At 63.5% G+C, this 19,229-nt stretch carries 23 protein-coding genes; 5 read left to right on the plus strand and 18 right to left on the minus strand.

The genetic code is table 11. The annotated features are described in order from the left end of the window. Window positions 1–314 precede the first annotated feature (314 nt). Window positions 315–953 carry a DUF6461 domain-containing protein gene (locus CHC08_RS43775; RefSeq protein ID WP_089213289.1) on the plus strand — a complete coding sequence of 213 codons (639 nt, stop codon included), beginning with the start codon at window positions 315–317 and terminating at the stop codon, window positions 951–953. A 46-nt stretch (window positions 954–999) separates the two neighbouring features. Here the strand turns inward: CHC08_RS43775 and CHC08_RS43780 are convergent, their stop codons facing one another. The 3 genes from CHC08_RS43780 to CHC08_RS43790 form a co-directional block, all read right to left on the minus strand. Further along, window positions 1,000–1,470 carry an NUDIX hydrolase gene (locus CHC08_RS43780; RefSeq protein WP_089213290.1) on the minus strand — a complete coding sequence of 157 codons (471 nt, stop codon included), beginning with the start codon at window positions 1,468–1,470 and terminating at the stop codon, window positions 1,000–1,002. Further along, window positions 1,471–1,818, minus strand: coding sequence for a transcriptional regulator (locus CHC08_RS43785; protein WP_179282568.1), 348 nt, complete (start codon window positions 1,816–1,818; stop codon window positions 1,471–1,473). 345 nt (window positions 1,819–2,163) lie between these two features. Then, the gene (locus CHC08_RS43790; protein WP_218825778.1) at window positions 2,164–2,688 is read right to left on the minus strand and encodes a nucleotidyltransferase domain-containing protein; all 525 of its coding nucleotides are present in this window, start codon (window positions 2,686–2,688) and stop codon (window positions 2,164–2,166) included. 254 nt (window positions 2,689–2,942) lie between these two features. Between CHC08_RS43790 and CHC08_RS43795 the strand changes: the two genes are divergently transcribed. Further along, window positions 2,943–3,278 (plus strand): integrase core domain-containing protein, encoded by a 336-nt coding sequence (locus CHC08_RS43795; RefSeq protein WP_218825779.1) that lies wholly within the window; start codon window positions 2,943–2,945, stop codon window positions 3,276–3,278. Window positions 3,279–3,357: 79 nt separating this feature from the next. Here CHC08_RS43795 and CHC08_RS43800 read toward each other — a convergent pair whose 3' ends face one another. The 5 genes from CHC08_RS43800 to CHC08_RS43820 form a co-directional block, all read right to left on the minus strand. After that, a complete protein-coding gene (locus CHC08_RS43800) occupies window positions 3,358–3,690 on the minus strand; it encodes a TraR/DksA family transcriptional regulator (protein WP_089213291.1) in 333 nt (110 codons plus the stop codon). 305 nt (window positions 3,691–3,995) lie between these two features. Beyond that, window positions 3,996–4,643, minus strand: a complete 648-nt coding sequence (locus tag CHC08_RS43805; protein ID WP_089213292.1) for a nitroreductase family protein — start codon at window positions 4,641–4,643, stop codon at window positions 3,996–3,998. Between the two features lie 60 nt (window positions 4,644–4,703). Next, entirely contained in the window at window positions 4,704–5,531 is an 828-nt protein-coding gene (locus tag CHC08_RS43810; protein WP_089213293.1) for an isocitrate lyase/PEP mutase family protein, read from the minus strand. Window positions 5,532–5,612: 81 nt separating this feature from the next. Next, entirely contained in the window at window positions 5,613–6,065 is a 453-nt protein-coding gene (locus tag CHC08_RS43815; protein WP_218825780.1) for a ketosteroid isomerase family protein, read from the minus strand. 17 nt (window positions 6,066–6,082) lie between these two features. Continuing rightward, window positions 6,083–6,541 (minus strand): carboxymuconolactone decarboxylase family protein, encoded by a 459-nt coding sequence (locus tag CHC08_RS43820; RefSeq protein ID WP_218825781.1) that lies wholly within the window; start codon window positions 6,539–6,541, stop codon window positions 6,083–6,085. A 1,494-nt stretch (window positions 6,542–8,035) separates the two neighbouring features. Between CHC08_RS43820 and CHC08_RS43825 the strand changes: the two genes are divergently transcribed. The 3 genes from CHC08_RS43825 (at window position 8,036) to CHC08_RS53125 (ending at window position 10,380) form a co-directional block, all read left to right on the plus strand. Then, window positions 8,036–9,091 carry an alpha/beta fold hydrolase gene (locus CHC08_RS43825; protein WP_218825782.1) on the plus strand — a complete coding sequence of 352 codons (1,056 nt, stop codon included), beginning with the start codon at window positions 8,036–8,038 and terminating at the stop codon, window positions 9,089–9,091. Between the two features lie 363 nt (window positions 9,092–9,454). After that, window positions 9,455–10,024 (plus strand): MmcQ/YjbR family DNA-binding protein, encoded by a 570-nt coding sequence (locus CHC08_RS43830; protein WP_245878937.1) that lies wholly within the window; start codon window positions 9,455–9,457, stop codon window positions 10,022–10,024. Window positions 10,025–10,032: 8 nt separating this feature from the next. Beyond that, entirely contained in the window at window positions 10,033–10,380 is a 348-nt protein-coding gene (locus CHC08_RS53125; RefSeq protein ID WP_089213295.1) for an MmcQ/YjbR family DNA-binding protein, read from the plus strand. Between the two features lie 6 nt (window positions 10,381–10,386). Here the strand turns inward: CHC08_RS53125 and CHC08_RS43840 are convergent. The 10 genes from CHC08_RS43840 to CHC08_RS43880 form a co-directional block, all read right to left on the minus strand. Then, window positions 10,387–11,228, minus strand: a protein-coding gene (locus tag CHC08_RS43840; RefSeq protein ID WP_218825783.1) for an IS5 family transposase whose coding sequence is annotated in 2 segments (ribosomal slippage) — window positions 10,387–10,880 and window positions 10,880–11,228 — 843 coding nt in all. Because the reading frame shifts where the segments join, the coding sequence is not laid out codon by codon here. A gap of 772 nt (window positions 11,229–12,000) precedes the next feature. Then, window positions 12,001–12,771 carry an ABC transporter permease gene (locus tag CHC08_RS43845; RefSeq protein WP_089213296.1) on the minus strand — a complete coding sequence of 257 codons (771 nt, stop codon included), beginning with the start codon at window positions 12,769–12,771 and terminating at the stop codon, window positions 12,001–12,003. Then, a complete protein-coding gene (locus tag CHC08_RS43850) occupies window positions 12,758–13,792 on the minus strand; it encodes an ATP-binding cassette domain-containing protein (protein WP_089213297.1) in 1,035 nt (344 codons plus the stop codon). The genes CHC08_RS43845 and CHC08_RS43850 overlap by 14 nt, the downstream gene beginning before the upstream one ends. A 216-nt stretch (window positions 13,793–14,008) precedes the next feature. Beyond that, a complete protein-coding gene (locus tag CHC08_RS43855) occupies window positions 14,009–14,965 on the minus strand; it encodes a DUF2332 family protein (RefSeq protein ID WP_089213298.1) in 957 nt (318 codons plus the stop codon). Continuing rightward, window positions 14,962–15,909, minus strand: coding sequence for a polyprenyl synthetase family protein (locus CHC08_RS43860; protein WP_179282569.1), 948 nt, complete (start codon window positions 15,907–15,909; stop codon window positions 14,962–14,964). Before CHC08_RS43860 ends, CHC08_RS43855 begins: the two co-directional genes overlap by 4 nt. 232 nt (window positions 15,910–16,141) lie before the next feature. Continuing rightward, window positions 16,142–16,273: a hypothetical protein gene (locus CHC08_RS52665; protein WP_275937250.1), complete on the minus strand. Its 132-nt coding sequence runs from the start codon at window positions 16,271–16,273 to the stop codon at window positions 16,142–16,144. A gap of 79 nt (window positions 16,274–16,352) precedes the next feature. Then, complete coding sequence (locus tag CHC08_RS50305) at window positions 16,353–16,883, minus strand: transposase (RefSeq protein WP_179282570.1); 531 nt, start codon at window positions 16,881–16,883, stop codon at window positions 16,353–16,355. Between the two features lie 158 nt (window positions 16,884–17,041). Beyond that, on the minus strand, window positions 17,042–17,920 hold the full coding sequence (locus CHC08_RS43870) for a class I SAM-dependent methyltransferase (protein WP_089213300.1): 879 nt from the start codon (window positions 17,918–17,920) through the stop codon (window positions 17,042–17,044). 213 nt (window positions 17,921–18,133) lie between these two features. Further along, on the minus strand, window positions 18,134–18,358 hold the full coding sequence (locus CHC08_RS53130) for a nitroreductase family protein (protein ID WP_420823614.1): 225 nt from the start codon (window positions 18,356–18,358) through the stop codon (window positions 18,134–18,136). A gap of 242 nt (window positions 18,359–18,600) precedes the next feature. Continuing rightward, the coding region (locus CHC08_RS43880) for a hemerythrin domain-containing protein (protein WP_218825785.1) at window positions 18,601–19,229 on the minus strand (629 nt) is incomplete at its 5' end.

Here is a 19,229-nt window from a genome sequence, read left to right on the forward strand (position 1 = left end):
ACGAAGACACCAATGCCTCGGCGGAATCCTCCTTGCCGACCAGTAAAAACCTGGTCGGGATGACAGGATTTGAACCTGTGACCCCTTGACCCCCAGGCAAACCGGGAGGGGGCGGGAACATGGCCGATACCCGCCTCCACCTGCGCAAACAGTCCACGGCGATCCACCGTCGTCCGGCCCCGTCCGTGGTCGTTGTCACTCAATTAGTCACCCAGGGCCACATCTTCTGAGGCGCTGTCAGCACCCCCATGAACGGCACCATCCTTGGCGGTGACGACTGGCATCATGACGCGTAACTGATCAAGGGAGCCACAGTGACAGACCCGCACGAGGAGTTCAGCTGGCTTTCGGAGTTCGGGCCGTTCTATGACAGCTCCTGCGTGTCCTTCGTTCGAGCCCTCTCCCCTGCTGAGGCGCTGACCCGTCTCGGAGCGGAGACCAACGGGATCGAAGAAGTGACCTTCGAAGAACTGCAGGAACGAACGATGAAGTGCATCGACTCAGACAACAGGATGCGCACCAGTTACGTAGGCGCGCTGGAGACGGACGGCTGGACAGTGCTCATCCAGCTCTGGGCCGGATCGATCGCAGTTGCCCGCCCCCTGCTGAGACGGCTTTCTCAGGCGACCGAGGTTGTGTCGATCAACCGCAACATCCATGCCACTGACTTCTTCATCTACGCGGCTGACGGCGAACTGGTCACATGGTTCGACCTGCTGGGTCCCTATGCGCGCACAGGCAGCGATCCGGACCGATGGGTCGACCTGATGCGCGAAGTCGGGCTGGACCCCGATCTGGATCCCGACCTGGACCTGGACGTGGACCTGGAAGACCCAGATCTTGGCACGGAATTCCCACGTTCCTTCGCCCTGGCAAGAAAGATCACCGGTTTTCCCTTCTCTCAGGACATGCTCGACATGCGACTCCTGGGTGCCGTGATCAACAGCAGGTGATCACGATCAGGCAGGAACGTGGCAGCGACTCTCAGGGGAGCTCGCTTCATCCGATGTAGGGCGTCGACTTCCCGTGGCGGAAGTGCTCGATCCGGAGTCGCTGCGTGTCGTGCATGGGCAGTTCCTCGATCTCATCCGGGCTGATCCAGCGGACGTCGGTCGACTCGTCACTGATCGCGAGCGCTCCCCCGACGAGACGGGCCGTCAAGCAGATGTTGAACTGGCGGCGTACCTCTCCGTCGCTGTAAGCGATGATGTGCCGGGCGTCGGTGTAGAGACCGACCATCCCGGCCACCTCGACGTCGTAGCCGGTCTCCTCCTTCACCTCCCGTACGGCGGCCTGCGGCACCGACTCGGTGAGGTCCATCCCGCCGCCGGGCAGCGCCCACAGCCCGTTGTCGGTGCGCCTTTGCATGAGAACGTGCCCCGCATCGTCGACCACCACGGCGGACACCCCCACGACCAGGCTGTTCGGCTCGGGGGCGTCGGGGTCGTCGTAGTACTCGGTGCGGGCCACCTACCGCTCCTCGCCGGGAAGTCGAGACTGCTTCCACACAGCTTCGAAGCTGGTGGCGTAGGTGTCGAACAGCCCTTCCTCGCGCATGTGGCGCAGGTGGTAGACCGGTGCGCCGTAGGCGTTCATACCGAAGACGTGCGCGTTGACGATCATGTGGTCATCGCCCACGAACATCGAGTTGTAGAGCGTGGTGTCGTGGACGCGCAGCTCGACATTCGATGATGCGACCAGAGGCCGATAGTGCATGAGCGCGACCCGGCACCGTGACTCGATGCCATGGCCGAACAGTTCCTCAGCACCCCGGCTCTGGATGATCGGCGAGTCTGCGTCGCCGAGAAGGATCCGCACGCGGCATCCCTCCCCCGTCCCCGATAGCTGCCAGATTGTGTGTCCTGACCGAAGGGTCAATTCCGTCTTCGCGTGTCCGTTGCCCCACGACGTACACAGGTACCACCCGCCCAACAGGTACAGACGGAGTTGACACCGACCGAGAACACGAACAATGAGGCAGCGCGGGCGGGGGGAGCCACCGACATCACCCCCGGAGACCATGTATCGCTACTTGCATCGATACCCGTCGTCGTCCCAGCGCATGTCCACTGCCTGGACCATGTGAGCCATCCCGTGATCAGCACCTGTGTTGATCCGCAAGAGGCTTCTAAGGCCTGTTTCGAAAGTGAGGTGGGAAACTGATCAGCGTGGCTGAAATGGGGCCGGGAGCTCCACCCCGGTCGCTGCATGCAAGCGGCGCATGTCCTGGTGGTCCTTCTCCGAAGGTTGGTAACCAAGATGACAACGAACCTGTGTCAAAGCATCGGCGCAGGAGACCGGACGACCTTTGATCATGCCTCGGACGGGAGGTGGATAGTAGAAGGAACTCCCGTCGGGCTGCGCTTGTGTTCCGCCGCCATCAGGGGCAGGGGTGATTGGATGCAGGTCGATTTCACGTCCTCGCGCATCAGCGACGGCAATGGCGACCGGCAGCCAGTCCCGAAGGAGACGATCATATCCGAGCCGGCCTAGGACCATCCGAACAGCCTCTACCTGCGGCAATAATATAACCAGATCAAGATCCGAATGCTCCCGCGTCGCCTGGCCGATGAGAGCATCGATGCCCCACCCGCCGTCGACCCAGGCCGTGAGATCGGCCCCCTCCAGGGCATCAAGCACTTTCAATACGTCCGTTTCGTTCATCACGTCGCACATGATGGCATTCAACTCGGACAGCCTGAAGCTGACTTGTGAAACACGCCCTAGATCATCAGGGCGATGCAAGGCCCGGAAGTCACGGAGATCTCTCGCGCTGCCTCGTCGCTGCGTCGAAGCCATCTGGGAACACCAGGCGCAACAGGCTAAGGAGCGAGAGACGGCGGGCGCGAAGTGGACGGAGAACGATCTCGTCTTCGCTTCCCTGGTCGGCACTCCCCTGGACTCCCACAACGTGCGGCGGGCGTTCCGGAAGATCGTGAAAGATGCTCGACACTGTCCTGAAGGACACCGGGATCGAGGCCGTGCTCAGTGGCGTCCGAATGCCCCGCATGAACTCGATCATGGAACGCTGGGTGCAGACCTGCCGACGCGAGTTGTTGGACCGCACCTTGATCTGGAACCATCGTCACCTGCTTCACGCCCTGCGTGAGTTCGAGGACTTCTACAACGGGCACCGACCGCACCAGGGCATCGCCAACGCCCGCCCACTCCGTTCGCTGCCCCCGCCCATCACTGACCCGGAGCAGATAGCCCGCCTGCACATACAAAGACACCAATGCCTCGACAGAATCCTCAACAAGTACGAGCATGCCGCCTGAACTACACGGATGGAGTTTTCGGCAAGCACAGGATTTGCACTGCACGAGGTCAAGACCGCCACCTCTCAGCGGTGCCGTCCTACCCGACCTCATCAACGAGAAGCTCCGCCGCAGGGTTGGCCTCAAGCCGCTCGTCGGGGATCGGCCGACCGCTGCGCAACGAAACTCCGTAGGTACCGGCCCGCAGGCGCTCGTTGGCCCGATCGAGTGCAGCCAACCGTGCGCTGAGTCGCTCGGCTACAGCATCGTCAAGAAGCTCTTGGGCGAGCGGGTTCGCCGAATCGGAGACCGAGGTCCTCGCATCAGCGGCCGCCTCCAGGTCAGCCGCCCGCTCAGCGGCTGCGCTCGTGAGGAGCTCCTTGATGCGTTCACGTTCACCCTCGATCAACTCATGTGCGTGGGTTGGGTCCATCTGAAACTCCCTGGTGGTGACGATCGGTGATCAGCGTCGGCGAGACCTCAGCTGGTCGATCTTGCGGGGCGTTCGACACCACGTGTGTGGTACCGCCGCTCATCCACAAGGTCCGCGGACGCCGCTGGGCATCCGGGCCACCAACGATTGGGGAACCGACCGGCGACCCGCGACCGACATCGCGCGGGCCGTGATGACCGGCGGCGCCTGCCGCCGGTCTGGTTGTCCGGGGTGGGCCGACATCGAGGACCGAGGTGTCCGCGGTCCGCGTACTTCGGCCACAGTCGTTCCGATGCCGGGGATGTTTAGACGAAGGTGAACAGCTGATCGGCTTCGAAGCGCGAAATCGGGGTGGTGTACACCTTCGCGGGGTCGGGGTAGCCGAGGGCCAGCAGCACTGTCGTGGTGTGGCCGGTCTCGCGGATCTTGAAGGCCTTGTCGACGCTGGTCGGGTCGAACCCTTCGAGCGGCATGGCTTCGACGCCGAGCTCAGCGGCCGCCATCATGGTCATGCCCAGCGCCATGTAGGTCTGCTTTTCCATCCAGTGGTTCATGTCCTTGTAGCCGTAGTTGCGCAGGTTGAGGAAGTCGCGGGTCATGAACTCCCACAGCTCGTGCTTTGCCGGGTCGGGGAACCGCCCGTCGGCCCTCTCCTTGGTGAACACCGCATCGAGGTGGCTGTCGGGAAGATCCGCCCTGGTGGTGAGGATGATGGTGTGTGAGGCGTTCAGGATCTTCTCGCTGTTGTCCTGGAATCGTTCGCCCAGGTTGGCCGCCAGCCGCTCCTTGCCTTCGGGCGTGGCGAGGACGTAGAAGTGGTTGGCCTGTACGTTCGTCGACGACGGCGTCAAGCGCAGGAACCTCAGCAGCTGCTGAAGTGTCTCCTCCGGAATGCTCTTGCTGGCGTCGAAGTACCTGGTGAGGTGCTTGTTCATGAGCTTGTCGAGATCCATGTCAACCTGCCTTCTTCTTGCGATCGGTGGGTGAGGAGCCGGTGAATCGTGGGGTTTGGGCTAGTTCGTGGTGCGGGCGAGCAGTTCGTTGATGCGGTCGAAGCTCATACCACCTGTCGTCGCCGAGGCGAGGTCGCCCGCGACGAGCGCCTTCGTGGCTTGTTCGAGCGCTCCCATCGCTTGGGTGTAGAGCAATGGGCCCAAGCTGATGCGCTTGACCCCGGCCTTCTGCAGTTCAGCGACGGTCAGCACCTTGTCCGACGGTGACACGAGGACATTGACCGGTGTCGGCGCGACCGCGGTGACGATCGCGACGAGGGCATCGAGGTCGGGTGGGAACGGCGCGTAGAGCACATCCGCGCCGACCTCAGCGAAGGCCGTCAGACGCCGGATGGTGTCGTCGAGATCGGGCCGCCCCTGGATGAAGTTGTCGGTGCGGCCGGTGACGACGATGCGCCCCTTGGCCGCGTCGACGGCGCTACGTATGCGATTGACTGCATCGTCGAAGTCGCGGATGGGTTGATCGGGATTGCCCGAGGTGTCCTCGACCCCGATACCGGCCAAGCCAGACTCGACGGCGGCCTCAACGGTCGCGGCGACGTCTTCAGGCGTGTCGCCGTAACCGTCCTCGAAGTCTCCGTTGACGGGCAGCCCGGTGAGTCGGCCGAGCAGCCGCGCATGCTCGAGGTGTTCTTCGCGGGTGACTTCGTGACGCCCGTCGAGGCGGCCGAGCGTGATGGCGAGCGCCGCCGACGATGTCGCGATCGCCTCGAAGCCGGCATCGGCCAGCATCAGCGCCGAGAGGCCGTCCCAGGCGTTCGGCATGACGAGGCCACCGTCGCGGGTGTGCAGCGCCATGAATTTCTCATAGAGTTCGGAGCCCGCCATGTCGAGCCTTTCCTGAATGATCGTTGAGTCGGCGAGGGGCTTGCCGGCTGGGTGCGCGGACCGCGTCGAGGGTTCCGGCGATCAACCGGTGGGTGGGGTGTTGTTGGCGGCGGCGTGGAGCTTCTTAAAGCCGACCCAGCCCCAACAGACCAGATGAACGCGCGATGAGTCCGTTGACGATGTCCATGCACTCGACGAGGTGGGGTCTGTTCGCCCGTCGGTGTCTGGCGCGGGTACTCCCAGATCAACTGATGCCCGTCGGTGAAGTAGGTCCCGGTACGCCACCCAGTTCTCGAAGATTCCTTCGCGGCGACGGACCGCGAAGGAGCCGGCGAAGAAGGCACGAATCGACTCGCGGCCCTGGACCACGCCAGAGCCCATGTCTCCCGACAAAAGCACGGCGGCGGGTGTTTCGATGACGTCGTCTGCCGCGTAGAGGTCGGCGATCTTGTCCGCGTCCTGGGCCGGCACGGCTTCGTGCCGGGCGCGGAACACATGCTCGATCGCGCTCTCGCTCGCCGCGTCGGGCGCCATCGGCTCCGGGTGCGGGTTCACTGGGCGACGGCCGTATCGACCGAGCCGACGGCGAGGATGTCGAGGTCGGTCTGGTTGACGTTGTTGATGAAGTTGGTGAGCAGGAATTGCACTGCCACCGCGATGATCGCCAGGATCTGCGGGTCGGTGTACCCGGCGCCTCGCACACCCGCGAGCTCGGCGTCGCTGACCCGCCCGCGGCTGTCGACCACCTGTTGCGCGAAGCGAGCGGCCGCGGCGCGCTTGGGATCGACCGAGCTCCCGACGCGGACGAGCTCGATGTCGTCGCCTGACATGCCGCCGAATTCGGTCGCGACGTAGGTGTGCATCGCCAGGCAGTAACTGCAGCCGTTGGCTTGCGACACGGCCAGCGCGATGCTGTGCCGGGTCTTCGCATCCAGAACCCGGCTCAAGGTGCTTTGCAGAGTCGTGACGACCTCGAGAACGGCCGGGTTCGACGCGATGGTCTTGAACATGTTCGGGACAAAGCCGAGCTGCGCACCAACGTTTTCGAGTATCCGCTGCGCGCCGGCGGGTACATCCTCTGAAGGGGGAACGTTCAGTCGTGACACAGCGAATCGACCTCCGGTCGGGGTGTGAGTGGTCGTCGTCGAGCCGAAGTCGGGCTCTTAGTGCTTCAGCTCCGCCGCAGGCCTTACCTACGCTGGCCGCAACCTGGCCGATGGCGTTGGTTGCGCCGGGCGCCTGGTGACCTGCATTGCGCGGGGGGTGACTCCGTCGGCGCCGAGTTCCGGATCGCTTCGCAACGAGAGCACCTTACAATAAGGACTATACAGTCCGAAATCTTCTACGCAACCCTGCCCCCAGGCGGACCGAGTCGGCCGCGCTGGATGCAAGCGGTCAATGTCCCATCAGATCAGTAAACCTGCAGCTCAGTGCCATATCAAGGCTACACCGTGAGCCATTTCGCCGACCGGAACGGGCGAGTTCAAGCCGCCTCGAGCCGGGTCAGCTCGGGCATGATCGATTGAGTTAAGTGGACGATTTAGTCCAAAATTAAGGTGAGGCTGGACTGAAACGAACGCAAGATCTCTCGGATCTGCCTGCGCCTCCGTCTCGCGTCCATCCATGAGAGGGTTTTCGCTGATATGACCGCCGCGACACACTTCATCGACGCCAGGGTGTCGCGCCACATCGGCACCTACTCCGATGCGGTCGCGATCCCGGCCGGAGTTTGCACGATGAAGTCTTCGGCAAGACGTCGGTGTCTTATGCGGCTGGCCGGAAAGATCTGTGACGCGGAGTGCACCGCCGGTGCGCTGCGCTCGAGGCCACGCGTCGCCGCCGCTCTGACTGCCCTCTCGGTGGCCCGCCTGGTGGCTTGAAGGCTCAGCGGGTGGTCAGGTTCGCTCGGATCCGTACAGCAGCCGTATCGCGGTGCGGCACTCCGATGCCGCGGTGGGTGGTCGACAATGCTGTCGCGGATACGTGGCCTCGACCTCCCCCCGACGTAGTGCTCGACCGCTCTGGGCCTTGCTGTCGGCTGGCCCAGGTCATGTGTGCCCCTGACTCTCCTTCGATCAGTGCCCGGGAGGGCCACATCTCTTTCGCCTGCTGTCTCTGTCTCGCTGTGACGTCACCCGGCACGAGCCTAGATGGACGGCTTCGCCCGATACGGCGTAGCGTCCGCTTGTCGATCACCTAAGTGGACTAAATGGTCCTATGTGGTGCATGATGGGCACGCCGGAGAACGAAGTTGCGTCAGGCGAGCTCAGCGTCGCTAACTGCGTGAACGTCGTAAGAACGCTGGGCTTCATGCCGAGTTCGCCAGTTACCAGCCTGCCATCGAAGCCGTCCTCTCAAGACGAGTGGTCCCGTCAAGCCCCGGCCTCGTTCGCCGCGTCGGCCGCGCCGATTCTCACCTGATCGACAGACCGCAACCTTGCACGTCGGCACCGCGTACACGGCGCCTGCAGTGAACGCCGAAACACACAGAGAAAGAACAAAAAGTGAACGACACCAAGCAGTCCAGCGAAGATCCACGCATCAAAATAGGAAAGACCAACAGATTCATCACGCTCATTGCGGCGTTGGTGGCTCTCCTGGTGGTCTCCACGACTTTGAGCTCTGGAGCATGGGCCGAGAGTCGCGAGCATGGCTCAGCGGCGGCGCAGTCATCGTCGCCTTACCCGCAGGCTCAACCACCCGCTGGTTTTCAGTCCAAGTTCGCGGAAGTAAATGGCTTTCGCATGCACTACGTGCGGGGTGGCAAAGGTCCACCTGTGGTGATGATCCACGGATTCCCCGAGGAATGGTCCGAGTGGCGGCAGGAGATGGTTCCGCTCTCCAAGACCCACACCGTGATCGCCGTCGACCTGCGTGGTGCCGGCGAGTCCCAGGTCACCGAGAGTGGTTACGACGCAGCGCAGTTGGCGAAGGACGTTCATCAGCTGCTGGCGCAGCTGAAGTTCAACAACGGCGTCCAGGTAGTCGCCCACGATATCGGTGTGTGGGTCGCCTACGCCTACGCGGCGCAATTTCGGTCGGAAGTGCGGAGCATGGCTGTGATGGAAGCTCCCATCCCGGATCAGAGCATCTACCACTACCCCGTGCTCAACGCCGACCCGAACAAGCCCGCGGCGTGGCACTTTGGCTTATTCCAGCTGCCCCTCGCTGAAAAGCTCATCGCCGGTCACGAACGCGTCCTCGTCCACGACATGATGCTTGAGTACGTGGCGGGCGATAAGTCGCCGTTCACGGCGTCGGATTTTGACTTCTACGCGCACTTCCTGAAGGAGCCCGGCCGCACGACGGCCTGGATGAGTGTATACCGCGGGCTCCGCACAGATGTTCAGCAGAACAAGAAATTCCTGGCTCAGGGCAAGTTGAAGATGCCCATCCTCGCGATTGGTGGCGAGCGTTCCTTCGGTTCAATGGTCCCCGACCAGTGGCGTGAGTACGCCGTGAACGTCCAGGGACGAGTCCTGAAGGGTTCGGGCCACTTCGTGAACGAGGAGAGGCCGACGGAAGTGACGGCTCTGCTGCAGTCCTTCCTGCGGAAGTAGCTTTCACTGTCAAGGGATGAGCAACGACGATCCCTCCAGACTGCGGGGAGCATTTCCGTAGCTAGGGTCGCGCCGGTGGTTACGAGGATCTCCACCGGCGCGATCCGGCGACGGAATGGTCGAGGGGATGTCGCGGCCCTTACGTGCAACAAGGCTTCATAGAACGGGTGATTGTCGAAGATCATCTCGTTCGCTGGAGCCTCGTTGTCGTTGCAGTGTTGTCATGCCCGCGGCCGTCTCGGCCATCGCCACTGTTCCGGCCGAGCAGGACGGCCCTGTGGTCCAGGGCCCGGAAGCCGACCTTCGGCAGGTGTGGGCGCAGATCACCGACCCGCGGGATCGGCGGGGCGGCGTCATTCGCTGGTGGTGATCCTGGCGCTGGTGCAGGCCGCGGTGGTGGCCGGTGCGACGAGCTTCGCCGAGATCAGACGCTTCCGCCACTGTTGCCGGCGTGCGGGCGCCGCCGTTCGTGGCGACCATGCGGAAAACACCACCTTGGGCCTTGGCCGGGCGGTCAGGGCACTCGGATCGATAAAGGAGTTGATCACCTTGAACGGACAAGAGCTGCAGAAGATCGCGGGCGACTGCACTGTGGAACTGCCCGGTGCCGACCTGGAGCGTCGTGTCGGCCCCGACTGGCACCTCTACAAGGTGTGCGGCAAGGTCTTCATGCTCATGACCGACATGCCAGGGCGCCCCGTCGTGATCCTGAAAGCTGACCCGGACGACGCCGCAGCCCTGCGTGAGCAGTACGCAGACATTACCCCCGGCTATCACATGAACAAGAGGCACTGGATCACGCTGGAAGGCGGGGGCACCATCGACGAGAAGCTAGTGAAAGATCTCGTGATCGACTCCTACCGTCTCGTGATCGGCGGGCTTCCCAAGTCCGAGCAGCCCGTGGATCCGCGCACCTACGGCCGCCGCGCCTGACCTTCGTCATGCCCATCAGCGGCGAGAAGCCCCAGGACAGAGCGCGCGACACGGCACTGGCGCTGCCCGGGGTCAGCCACGGGCACCCGTTCACCGAGCAGCTGGACGCCTACAAGGTGGCGGGCAAGATCTTCCTGATCGTCACGGACAACCCGGACGAACGCATCGTCACCCTCAAGGCAGAACCGGAGTACGGGCGGCTGCTGCAACACGAACACCCATCGATCACCCCGGGCCTACCAACCAAACCTTCGTTACCCAGCGCTTTGCGGAGTAGTCACCCCGGGGTGGAGCCCCCTGGTCGCCATCGGCGTCGGTGGTCAGGCCGGCGAGTCGGTCGACTAGAGAGTGTCTGAAAAGCATCAGGTTGGCCCCCTGGTGAGGCGACGGAGCAGGGTGAGGGCCATCGCCAGGTAGATGGTGCTTTCGGAAGTGGCGGGCAGATACTCATAGTCCTTGGCCAGGCGGCGGTAGCGGCCCAGCCACGCGTATACCCCTTCCACTACCCAGCGGCGCGGGACGACGGCAAAACGAGGCACGATCCGGGGTGGCGCTCCCACCGGTGCCCAGGTGCGCCGCATGCCGCCGTCACGCCGGGCGACCACCTGCAAGGTGATCCCGGTTACCTGCTTGACCCACTGCAGGAACGGCCCGCGGTAGCCCTGATCCACCCAGCCGTGGGCCAAGCGCGGGAAGGAGCCATCGATGCTGGTCAACAGCACGGCGGCCCCATCTCGGTCACCGACGTTGGCGGCGCTCACGTACGTCTTGCAGAAGATCCCGAGTGTGTCGACGAGGAGATGGCGTTTACGGCCGCCTGTTTTCTTGGCGCCGTCGTAGCCGTGCAGCCCCCTTTTTCGGTGGTCTTGGCGCTCTGGCTATCGAGGATGCCCGCGCTTGGTAGGGGATGCCGGCCCTGCCGGGTGCGTTCTTGTTCCCGCAAAGCGGTCAGGATCTGCTCCCAGCGGCCCTCGATCCGCCACAGCCGCCAGTAGTGGTACACCGTCTGCCAGGGCCGCGGGTCGTGCGGCAGCAGCCGCCAAGCACACCCAGCCCACAACCAGTACGCCAGCGCATTGACGATCTCCCGGCGAGAATGCTCAGTGGGACGTCCACCCGACTTGACCGGCGGGACCAAGGAGACAAGGGCCTGCCACTCGGTATCGGACAGATCCGTCGGATACGCGGCCCGCTTTCCTGTCATCGGCGGCCTCCCGTACTCCAAGATGGGTCACTACGGCACACATATGCCCATTTATGAACTTTTCGGACACCCTCTAGCAGTTCTATGGACACCGCCCCGACCGGGTGACGGCGCCATCCAGCTTGACCACCGGTCAAGCATTGCCCCGCGTCTCGCCAATCCCTGATCTCGGTCCCCGAGACGCAAAGAGGGCCGATCCGAATTCTCGGATCGACCCTCTGAACTGCGTCGGGACGACAGGATTTGAACCTGCGACCCCTTGACCCCCAGGACGTTGGGATAGGCATTTTCGCAGCTCAACGAGCTTCAGGTAGTTATGGATGACGTCTGGTGACGTGCGGGTCGTTCAGCCGTGCGCACGACGTGTGGTCCCCACGTGGTCCCCAGCCGCCTCGACGATTTCGTCGACCCCACGATCTCTTGCAACCGGTCGACCACCTCGTCCACTGAGCCGACGATTACGTCCCCCCAAGGCCTGGCGCACGATCACGTCCTTGAACTGCTCGCGACCGTTACGGAGCCCTCACCGCCAAGCAGGCGTGCTTGGCCCGGGGCGTAGTCGAAACCGGCGACTGGGCGGTGTGCCTCAGCTTCCGGCCGCCCCGGTCCGGCCTGGCACTCGCCAGATCCTGCAGCGGTCCTCCTGGACCGCCTCCTTGATCAGTATCCCCCCATGACAGCCGGCCCTCTCTTTCGGCGATAAGTACCCGGAGAATGCGATTACCCGATGACCTCGGTGATGTGCGCGCGTCCCCACCGGACAGCCCTTCCTTCAGGCGCGCTGCCGAGAGAAGGTACGTACCGCCCACCAGAAGGAAATCAGCGTCATGGCCGCCAGGGCCACAGACCCGGTCAGCAGTGAGTGGGCGGAGAAGTCGCCCCGAAAGCTGGCGCGGTCGGCATCCATGACATAGGCGATCGGGTTGAGCCTCGACAGTTTCCACAGCCAGGACGGCGCCAGTTTCGTAGTGATCGGTAGAAGGGTTCCGGAGAGCAGGAATATCGGTAGCAGCAGCGCGTTGAGCAGGGCCGGAACCTTCTCTTCGCTCTTGAGCCGTAGGGCGAGGGCGTAGGAGCACGACGCGATGGCGACGGCCAGGACAGCGACGATGAGCAGGCACAGGGCCACTCCGGCGACCGGCGGGCGGACCTCGAAGACAAGGACGGCCAGGAGTGCGATCGCGCTGGCCTGCACCAGCACGTTGACGGACACCGCCAGAAGCTTGCCCGACAACAGCGCCGCAGGACTCATCGGGACGACGCTGAACCGCTCGAAGACGCCGGACCGGTATTCGGCGAGCAGACTCACACCGACAAACGAACTGCCGACGATGGCTATCTGGACCATCAGCGCCGGCGCGAACACCATCCAGGTCCCGCCCGGCGGGAATCCAGGTGTGTACGTGACGAACTTGCCGAGCAGCGGACCGAAGAAGAACATGTACATAATAGGCTGGGCAAGACCGAATAGCAGCCAGACCGGCTGTCGATACCGATGGGTCATCTCCCGGCGGAAGACGAGCCACACGTCACGCGGGAACATCGGCGGTCACCTTCTCCCGCTTTTCAGCGCCACCGCTGTCCGAGGCGCGCACAGACTCGCCCTTCTCGGCATCCCGCAGGGTCCGGCCGGTGAGACTCAAGAACACGTCATCCAAGTTCGGCCGATTGACATGGAGTGATGTCGTCGATACCTCTGCGGCGTCCAGCGCCCGCAGCAGTTCGGGCAGCGCAGTGTGCGCGCGCGGTATCCGGAAGCGCACCAGGCCCGCGGAGGCGGAGGCATCTTGCGCCCCGGGAATCCTGCCCACGATCTCCATGGTGGTCTCGATATCGCATGGGGCCACTCCGATGGCCACGCCATCCCCGGAGACCTGCGCCTTGAGTGAATCCGGAGTGCCTTCCGCGATGATCCGGCCGTGGTCCATCACGAGGATCCGGTCGCACAGTGCGTCAGCCTCGTCCAGGTAATGGGTGGTGAGGAACACCGTCATGCCATTCTCGGCGTGCAGTTGACGGATGTGGTTCCACAGATTGGCTCGGCCCTGCGGATCGAGTCCTGTGGTCGGCTCGTCGAGGAAGAGGAGGCCTGGGGTGTGGATCAGCCCCATGGCGATATCGAGGCGCCGCCGTTGGCCGCCTGAGAGTGTCCCTGTGAGGCGCCGCTCCAGTCCGGCCAGTTCCAGTTCCTCCGCCAGCCAAGCGGCGCGGAGACGGGTGGCGGATGCGGACAGGCCGTACAATCTGCCCTGCATGTGCAGTTCCTCGGCGACCGTGCTCTCCGGCGAGGTACCGAACCCCTGGGCCACGTATCCGATTTTCCTGCGCACCCCGCGTGGGTCCTTCAACAGGTCGCAGCCGCCCACGGTTGCCTCCCCTGCGGTCGGCCGGAGCAGGGTCGTCAGCATCCGCAGGGTCGTCGTCTTGCCTGCGCCGTTCGGTCCGAGGAAGCCGACGAGTTCGCCGGGCTCCACAGTGATGTCGACACCGGCGACGGCGTCGACGGGGGCACTCCTGCGCCCCGGGGCGTGAAACCGTCGGGCAAGCCCCTTTGCTCTGATCATGAAATCCGTGACGCTTTCTTTCTGCGCCCGGGCCGGCGGGTTCACCAGGCGGCGGGCAGGTGATTGACGCCGTAGCTGGGTGACGTCAGTCGGAAGGGGACCTTGGAGAACGGCACGTCCAGCCTTAGATTTGGAAACCGGTGCAGCAGGGCTGGAAAGGCGATCGGCATTTCCATTCGGGTCGGCGTGGCCCCGCGGGAGCCTCGAGAATTCCTGTCACGAATATGCGATGACCTGGAGCTGTGGCACCGCACCCCAAGCGTGAGGCTCGTAGCAAATCCGAGCCAACCGCATATGCCGAGCGGCCGCAGCCATGATCCCTTCGATGGCAGACCGGTCCCCCGGATCCAGATACAACCAGAAAAGGCTGTGCCAGACCACCGTGTACGTATCGGCCTCTGCCGGTCGGGAGAGTTCCGCCCTGAGCCATTCCACGGCATCCGCCTTGTCGACCCGCACTCGCAAAAAGGCCGCCAGCTCTATGGCGTTGTCGAGCTCGAGTCGATCCGCCTCCAGCTCAACTGGGAGAAAGGAGCGCAGTATCGCTGCATCGTCAGGGTCGGCCGCATCGCGCGGTGCGATGTCGCAACCCGCACGGTGGACGATCTCGATGTCACCAGGGTGCGGCCCGGAGGTGGCCAGCCGAACCGCTGAGGAGGGGGCACCCCATTCCCAGTCGGGCCCACACCACCGGTAGTGGTCGAGGATGAGGTTCAGCCCGGCGCACGCGCCGATCTCCAGCAGTCGCACCTTGGGGGCCGCGAGCATTCCCAGACCGCGCAGCAGATATCCGGCCCGCCCGGGCTGGTGCTGCTGAATGGGCCGGTCCATCGCGCTGCGGATCTCGTCGGGATGGGAGAACAGCGTGCGGCGGAAGAGATCCCGGGTGTGCTCCGCGTACGCCGGATCGCCACGATGCGATACCACGCCCGCGAGGTGCGCCTCCAGTTCGGGTGCACGCCCGGTCAGGATCAAAAGCCTGACCCCGGCGAGCGCACGCAGGTAGTACAGTGGCGCGGCGGCATCTGGGTGGTCGGCGAGCATGCGGGCGGCGGGCCCGTCGTTCTCTAAGTCGTCCGTGAGCATGGTGAGCAGGTCCGCCGAGATCGGCGCCTGCTGCGCCATTGTCGCAGCCATCGCCCGCAGGCTCGGGACGCTCTCCTTGGGAATCACGCAGCACCTGCGCTCTCGGTCAGGCGCGCACCCGCAGCCGATTCATTGACCATCCACTGGATCAGGTCCCGGTGTTCGGAGGGTGCGGCCAGGGCTTCGAGCAGCGCCGTCAATTTCCGGTGGATGGCGCCGACCCTTCCCTGGTATGCCTTGACGACCTCATGATCGTCAAGATATTCCCGCAGTTCGCGACGGGCCGACAGGTCCGTCCTGGCGCGTGCGCGCAGCGCGTTCAGGGATCCCGCCTCGGCGACATCGGCTTGTTCCGCGGCGAGCGCCAAGAGCAGTGTCAACGTGCCGTTGGCAAGGTCGTCTCGCGTGTCAGGGGTCCCCGCGACGCGGTCGTTGGCCATCTGGCGCAGCACACCGAAAAGCCGACCGAAGGCCCGCCATCCTCGTACCGCGGAGTCATCCACCCCGGCCAGCAAGGCCGCCATCGCGCAATCCCTGCCGTACGGAGTTCCGGACTTCCCGGTGTAGATCCGCATCGCTGCGGTCCAGGTGTTCGTGTCCATGTCGTGCGAGACATCGTCCAGCTGCCCCTCCGCGGCACCGAGCGAGCCGGCCGCGAACTCAGCGGCCCACGCCGACCGCAGGGCGGCTGGAACGTCCTGACGCGCGATCATCTCCTGCGGCATGAGAGCGAGGCACGCCACGCTGGCGATGCTGGCCTGGGCAGCGGACACGCCCACGACACCGGCGTCGAAGTCACCGTCGGCGATGTCGTCGAAGACCTCCGCGCCGGTCCACCACAACCGGGAGAACACCGCCACAGGCAAAGCAGCATCCTGGTCCGAAAAAAGCGCTCCAAGGACAGGAAAAGGCAGCAGCCGGAAGGCGTTGTGCACACTGCCGTCGCTGTCGAGGAGTCGACGGACCGCTTCGACCAACAAGGGGTGGTCGTCGGCGAGCGAGCCGAGCTCCGATGCCAGAGCGGTGGTCACCGTCTCACGGCGATCCAATAGAAGCCGGTAAGAGTCGGTTACATCTATGACAGACATGAAACGGGACCTGTGTGCCTTCCACGTGAAGCGACGCTCGTGAAGTCGATAGGGAACTCGTATCGGGGCATCTTGCTCTCACGACGCCCACAACTCGTAAAAAGCGCCCGGCCCCGCATCGATTACCTACGGGGCCGGACAAGGTACTACCTGTAATCGGCGTGCTTCAGAATTATCAGGTGTAGCCGATGTTGCCGTTGCCGCCCGTCTCGTTGAGGATCCAGGGGACGAAACCTTCCTCGGTGCTGACAGCGGTCTCCCACTCACCGTCCAGGATCTGCTCCACCTCGGCAATGATGGCGCTCATACTTTACTCCTTGATTAAGGGAAATGAATTCTGGATTAAGGGAAATGACTTCTGCGGGAACCCTGCCGGCAAGGCCGCTTCAATCGAAATCCACTATACCTTTAGGCGGTTGTGGATAATAACCTTTGGGCAGTTTTGAGCGATATTTGGGGGTATGGGGACCGGTGATCGCCGGGTGGCCGTCCGGTGCGAGGTCTCCAAGGTCTTTCGGGTCGTGGGCGGTCGTGTGGGTCAGGCCAGCATGCGTTGCCCGGTCGCTGTCCACAGGTCGGAGAAGTCGGCTTCCCAGCGCCAGAGTTCGGGCAGGTGGCGTGTGAGGCGGGCTCCGGTGGCGACACCCAGCGCGAACACGCACGCCCCGGCCGCGGCCTGTACTGTGGGCGTGGCCTTGGAGTGGGATCTGGTTCCAGGGGAGCTCGGCGAGCCGGCGTCGGAGCTTCTTCTGATTGCCCTTGACGATGACGCCGAAGTGCGCCTTCTTGGTCTCGACCAGGTAGTGCGCATGCTCGAGCTGGACGTGCATGGCGTCGCTAGTCACCACGGCGCCGTCCAGGTCCAGGCCGTCCAGCAGCAGCTGGAAGTAGGTGACCTCGTTGGTCTTCTCTCCCACATCGCAGTCTCCGCCGCAACGCCCGCGACCCTCGCACTCCTCGGCTTGTGATGATCACAAACCAGACATCATGCGACTACGGCGAAGCCCTACTCTCCAACGTACCCGGGTCCGCCAGACCTGTGGGTCGGGATCCCGAACGCACATCAGCTGAATATTTACATAGGCAGGCGACTTTTCCAGTATCCAACCAGAAAAGCCCCTTCGCGCGCGGCTTTGGATGTGGCGACAAACGACTCGCAAAGCATCTCGAAAGCAAACGTCTCTCGATCGGACATTCCCGGTGGCAAGCTGTTTTCTGCAGCGCGATCGAAGATGTCCCAAACTGGTGTCATATCTCCAATTTCACCGCCACTCCTTGCGCTGTCAACTTGGAAGCCCACAGCCGTGAGATGCTCTCGCAGCTCACTGAGTGAAATCAGGGAGGGCAACATGAACGTCCTGCATACCGGCTCGATCAATCGATCATACTCTTCCGCCCCTAGGCCCTCACCGCAGAACCAATCAAAACCAATAAACACCCCGCCAGGTTTCGTTACCCGAGCTATCTCGGCATAAGCTACCCGTCTGTCCGGGACGTGACACAAGGCGTCGAAGGACATTGTGGCATCAAAGGTGTTGTCAGCAAAGGAAAGGTTCATCGCGTCACCTTCAACGAATGTGCAGCGATCGCCCATCCCCCGCCTCTCTGCTTGAACGCGGGCAATTTCAATTTGCATCGCCGTGATATTCACACCCGTTACATGGGCGCCGCTGTGTTTGGCTACTTCCATCGCCGGCCCACCGATGCCACATCCGACGTCCAGGATCTTCATTCCAGCATGAAAGCCACCGTCTTGAGCGAGCAGTCGCTCCTGCGCAACCAGCGCTTCAGCCAAAGTCTGCCCATCATGGAACGGTGGAAGGTGAAAAGATGTCCCCCATCCGCCAAGATAACCTGGCGTGGCCAGATTGTAGTACTCCTGCACCCCTTCGGCGTAGTTTTCGGTTCGAGTCTTCTGGCTGCTGGCTATGCGGAGATAACTTTCCCTGTTCATACTGTGCTTTCCATTTCACGTTCCCGCTGATGCAGAACTAACCGTAATGCACCAAACAGGAACTCCCTTTTCTAGTGTCAAATCGAGATCGCGAACGCCCGAAGCATTTTTCGCGTGTAGATCGAGAGGGTGGCCCGAGATAGCACGGGTCGGCAGTTTGCAGCAACAGGCAATGCTCCGGTGTGGGCGAGTACATCTCGTACCCCGCTTATGTCAGGGGTCTCCTGCAGTCAGGCGCTCACTGGCGCGCTTCTTGATCTCGGCCAGCGGCCCGCCTGTCGCTACGCAGGCGTGCCAGGGCTGGATGTTCGATCCGGACGGCGACCAAGCTGCGGCGGACAGCACGCATTCCAGCACCTCCCTCGAAACATGCCGGTCGGTGAATGGGCGGCCCGCGAGCACCCCGACCGGCTGCCGGCCACCTACCACCGCACACACGGCGTCCGCTGGATGCCGGCGGAAGTCGCGTACCGCTCCGGCCGCCGCGGTGCGATCCCCTGGCGGGACTGCTGGCCTCCACGTCGAATAGAGAAAGCAATCACGCCTCGGTGGCCCAACGAAGAGGCGAAGACCGTCACAAGGTCATACCCGCCAAGTCGCAGAAGCTCAGCCATGGCGTCGGCAGGTCGGCGTCAATACGACACCAACCTGCCAGGCCCGTCAGTCAGCGCAGAAGCGGGTCACGCGGTTGGCGAGTCCACGACCAGGATGTCACCGTGAGGCGGGGTCGGCGTGCCGTACACCTGCTCGGCGTAGGCCGCGTATGTCTTCGGCGCCATCTCGCCGATGATGGTGCGCACTTCCGCCGGCATCTTGTCGATGGCCTCCTGAACGGCCTGAGGGTCGCCCTCGTACATCATCATGCCGACGATCAACGGCGCCTTCTCCTGCGGGGTGCCGGCCATGACTTCCTCGGCCATCTCATCCCACTCAGCTGCGGTGATGTACTTCTCGATCAGCGGAAGCACCTGCTGCTCCTCCACCTCGAGATGCTCGAACAGCAGGGGAAGCATCCGGTCGAGGACCTCGGCCAAGGTCCTGCCGCTTTCGGCGTCGCCGGTGCCGCGCCAGACCGTCACCGCCGCCGCCAGTTCGGTGCCGATGTTCGCGATGCGCTCGTGGTGAGCCTCCATCATGCGGACGACCGGAGCGATCTCCTCCGGGCAACGCTCCAACAGGTTCGGCCAGAGGCTCTTGTCCTCGGCGTGATGATGGTGGTGCAGCACCATGTTCGTCAGCTCGATGTGGTCGGCGAGAATCTCCGCGCGCTGCCGGTCCCCATCGGCCACGCCACGGACGAGCGCGGGTG

The sequence above is a fragment of the Streptosporangium subroseum genome, assembly GCF_900188345.1.
GTDB lineage: Bacteria > Actinomycetota > Actinomycetes > Streptosporangiales > Streptosporangiaceae > Streptosporangium > Streptosporangium subroseum.

Coding starts and splice junctions, on each gene's coding strand:
- CHC08_RS43805 (WP_089213292.1), bottom strand. CDS start 4,643: ATGGATCTCGACAAGCTCATGAACAAGCACCTCACCAGGTACTTCGAC.
- CHC08_RS53125 (WP_089213295.1), top strand. CDS start 10,033: ATGCCCATCAGCGGCGAGAAGCCCCAGGACAGAGCGCGCGACACGGCA.
- CHC08_RS43795 (WP_218825779.1), top strand. CDS start 2,943: ATGCTCGACACTGTCCTGAAGGACACCGGGATCGAGGCCGTGCTCAGT.
- CHC08_RS43810 (WP_089213293.1), bottom strand. CDS start 5,531: ATGGCGGGCTCCGAACTCTATGAGAAATTCATGGCGCTGCACACCCGC.
- CHC08_RS52665 (WP_275937250.1), bottom strand. CDS start 16,273: ATGAGCGCCATCATTGCCGAGGTGGAGCAGATCCTGGACGGTGAGTGG.
- CHC08_RS43845 (WP_089213296.1), bottom strand. CDS start 12,771: ATGTTCCCGCGTGACGTGTGGCTCGTCTTCCGCCGGGAGATGACCCAT.
- CHC08_RS43820 (WP_218825781.1), bottom strand. CDS start 6,541: ATGTTCAAGACCATCGCGTCGAACCCGGCCGTTCTCGAGGTCGTCACG.
- CHC08_RS43850 (WP_089213297.1), bottom strand. CDS start 13,792: ATGATCAGAGCAAAGGGGCTTGCCCGACGGTTTCACGCCCCGGGGCGC.
- CHC08_RS43870 (WP_089213300.1), bottom strand. CDS start 17,920: ATGAACAGGGAAAGTTATCTCCGCATAGCCAGCAGCCAGAAGACTCGA.
- CHC08_RS43800 (WP_089213291.1), bottom strand. CDS start 3,690: ATGGACCCAACCCACGCACATGAGTTGATCGAGGGTGAACGTGAACGC.
- CHC08_RS43815 (WP_218825780.1), bottom strand. CDS start 6,065: ATGGCGCCCGACGCGGCGAGCGAGAGCGCGATCGAGCATGTGTTCCGC.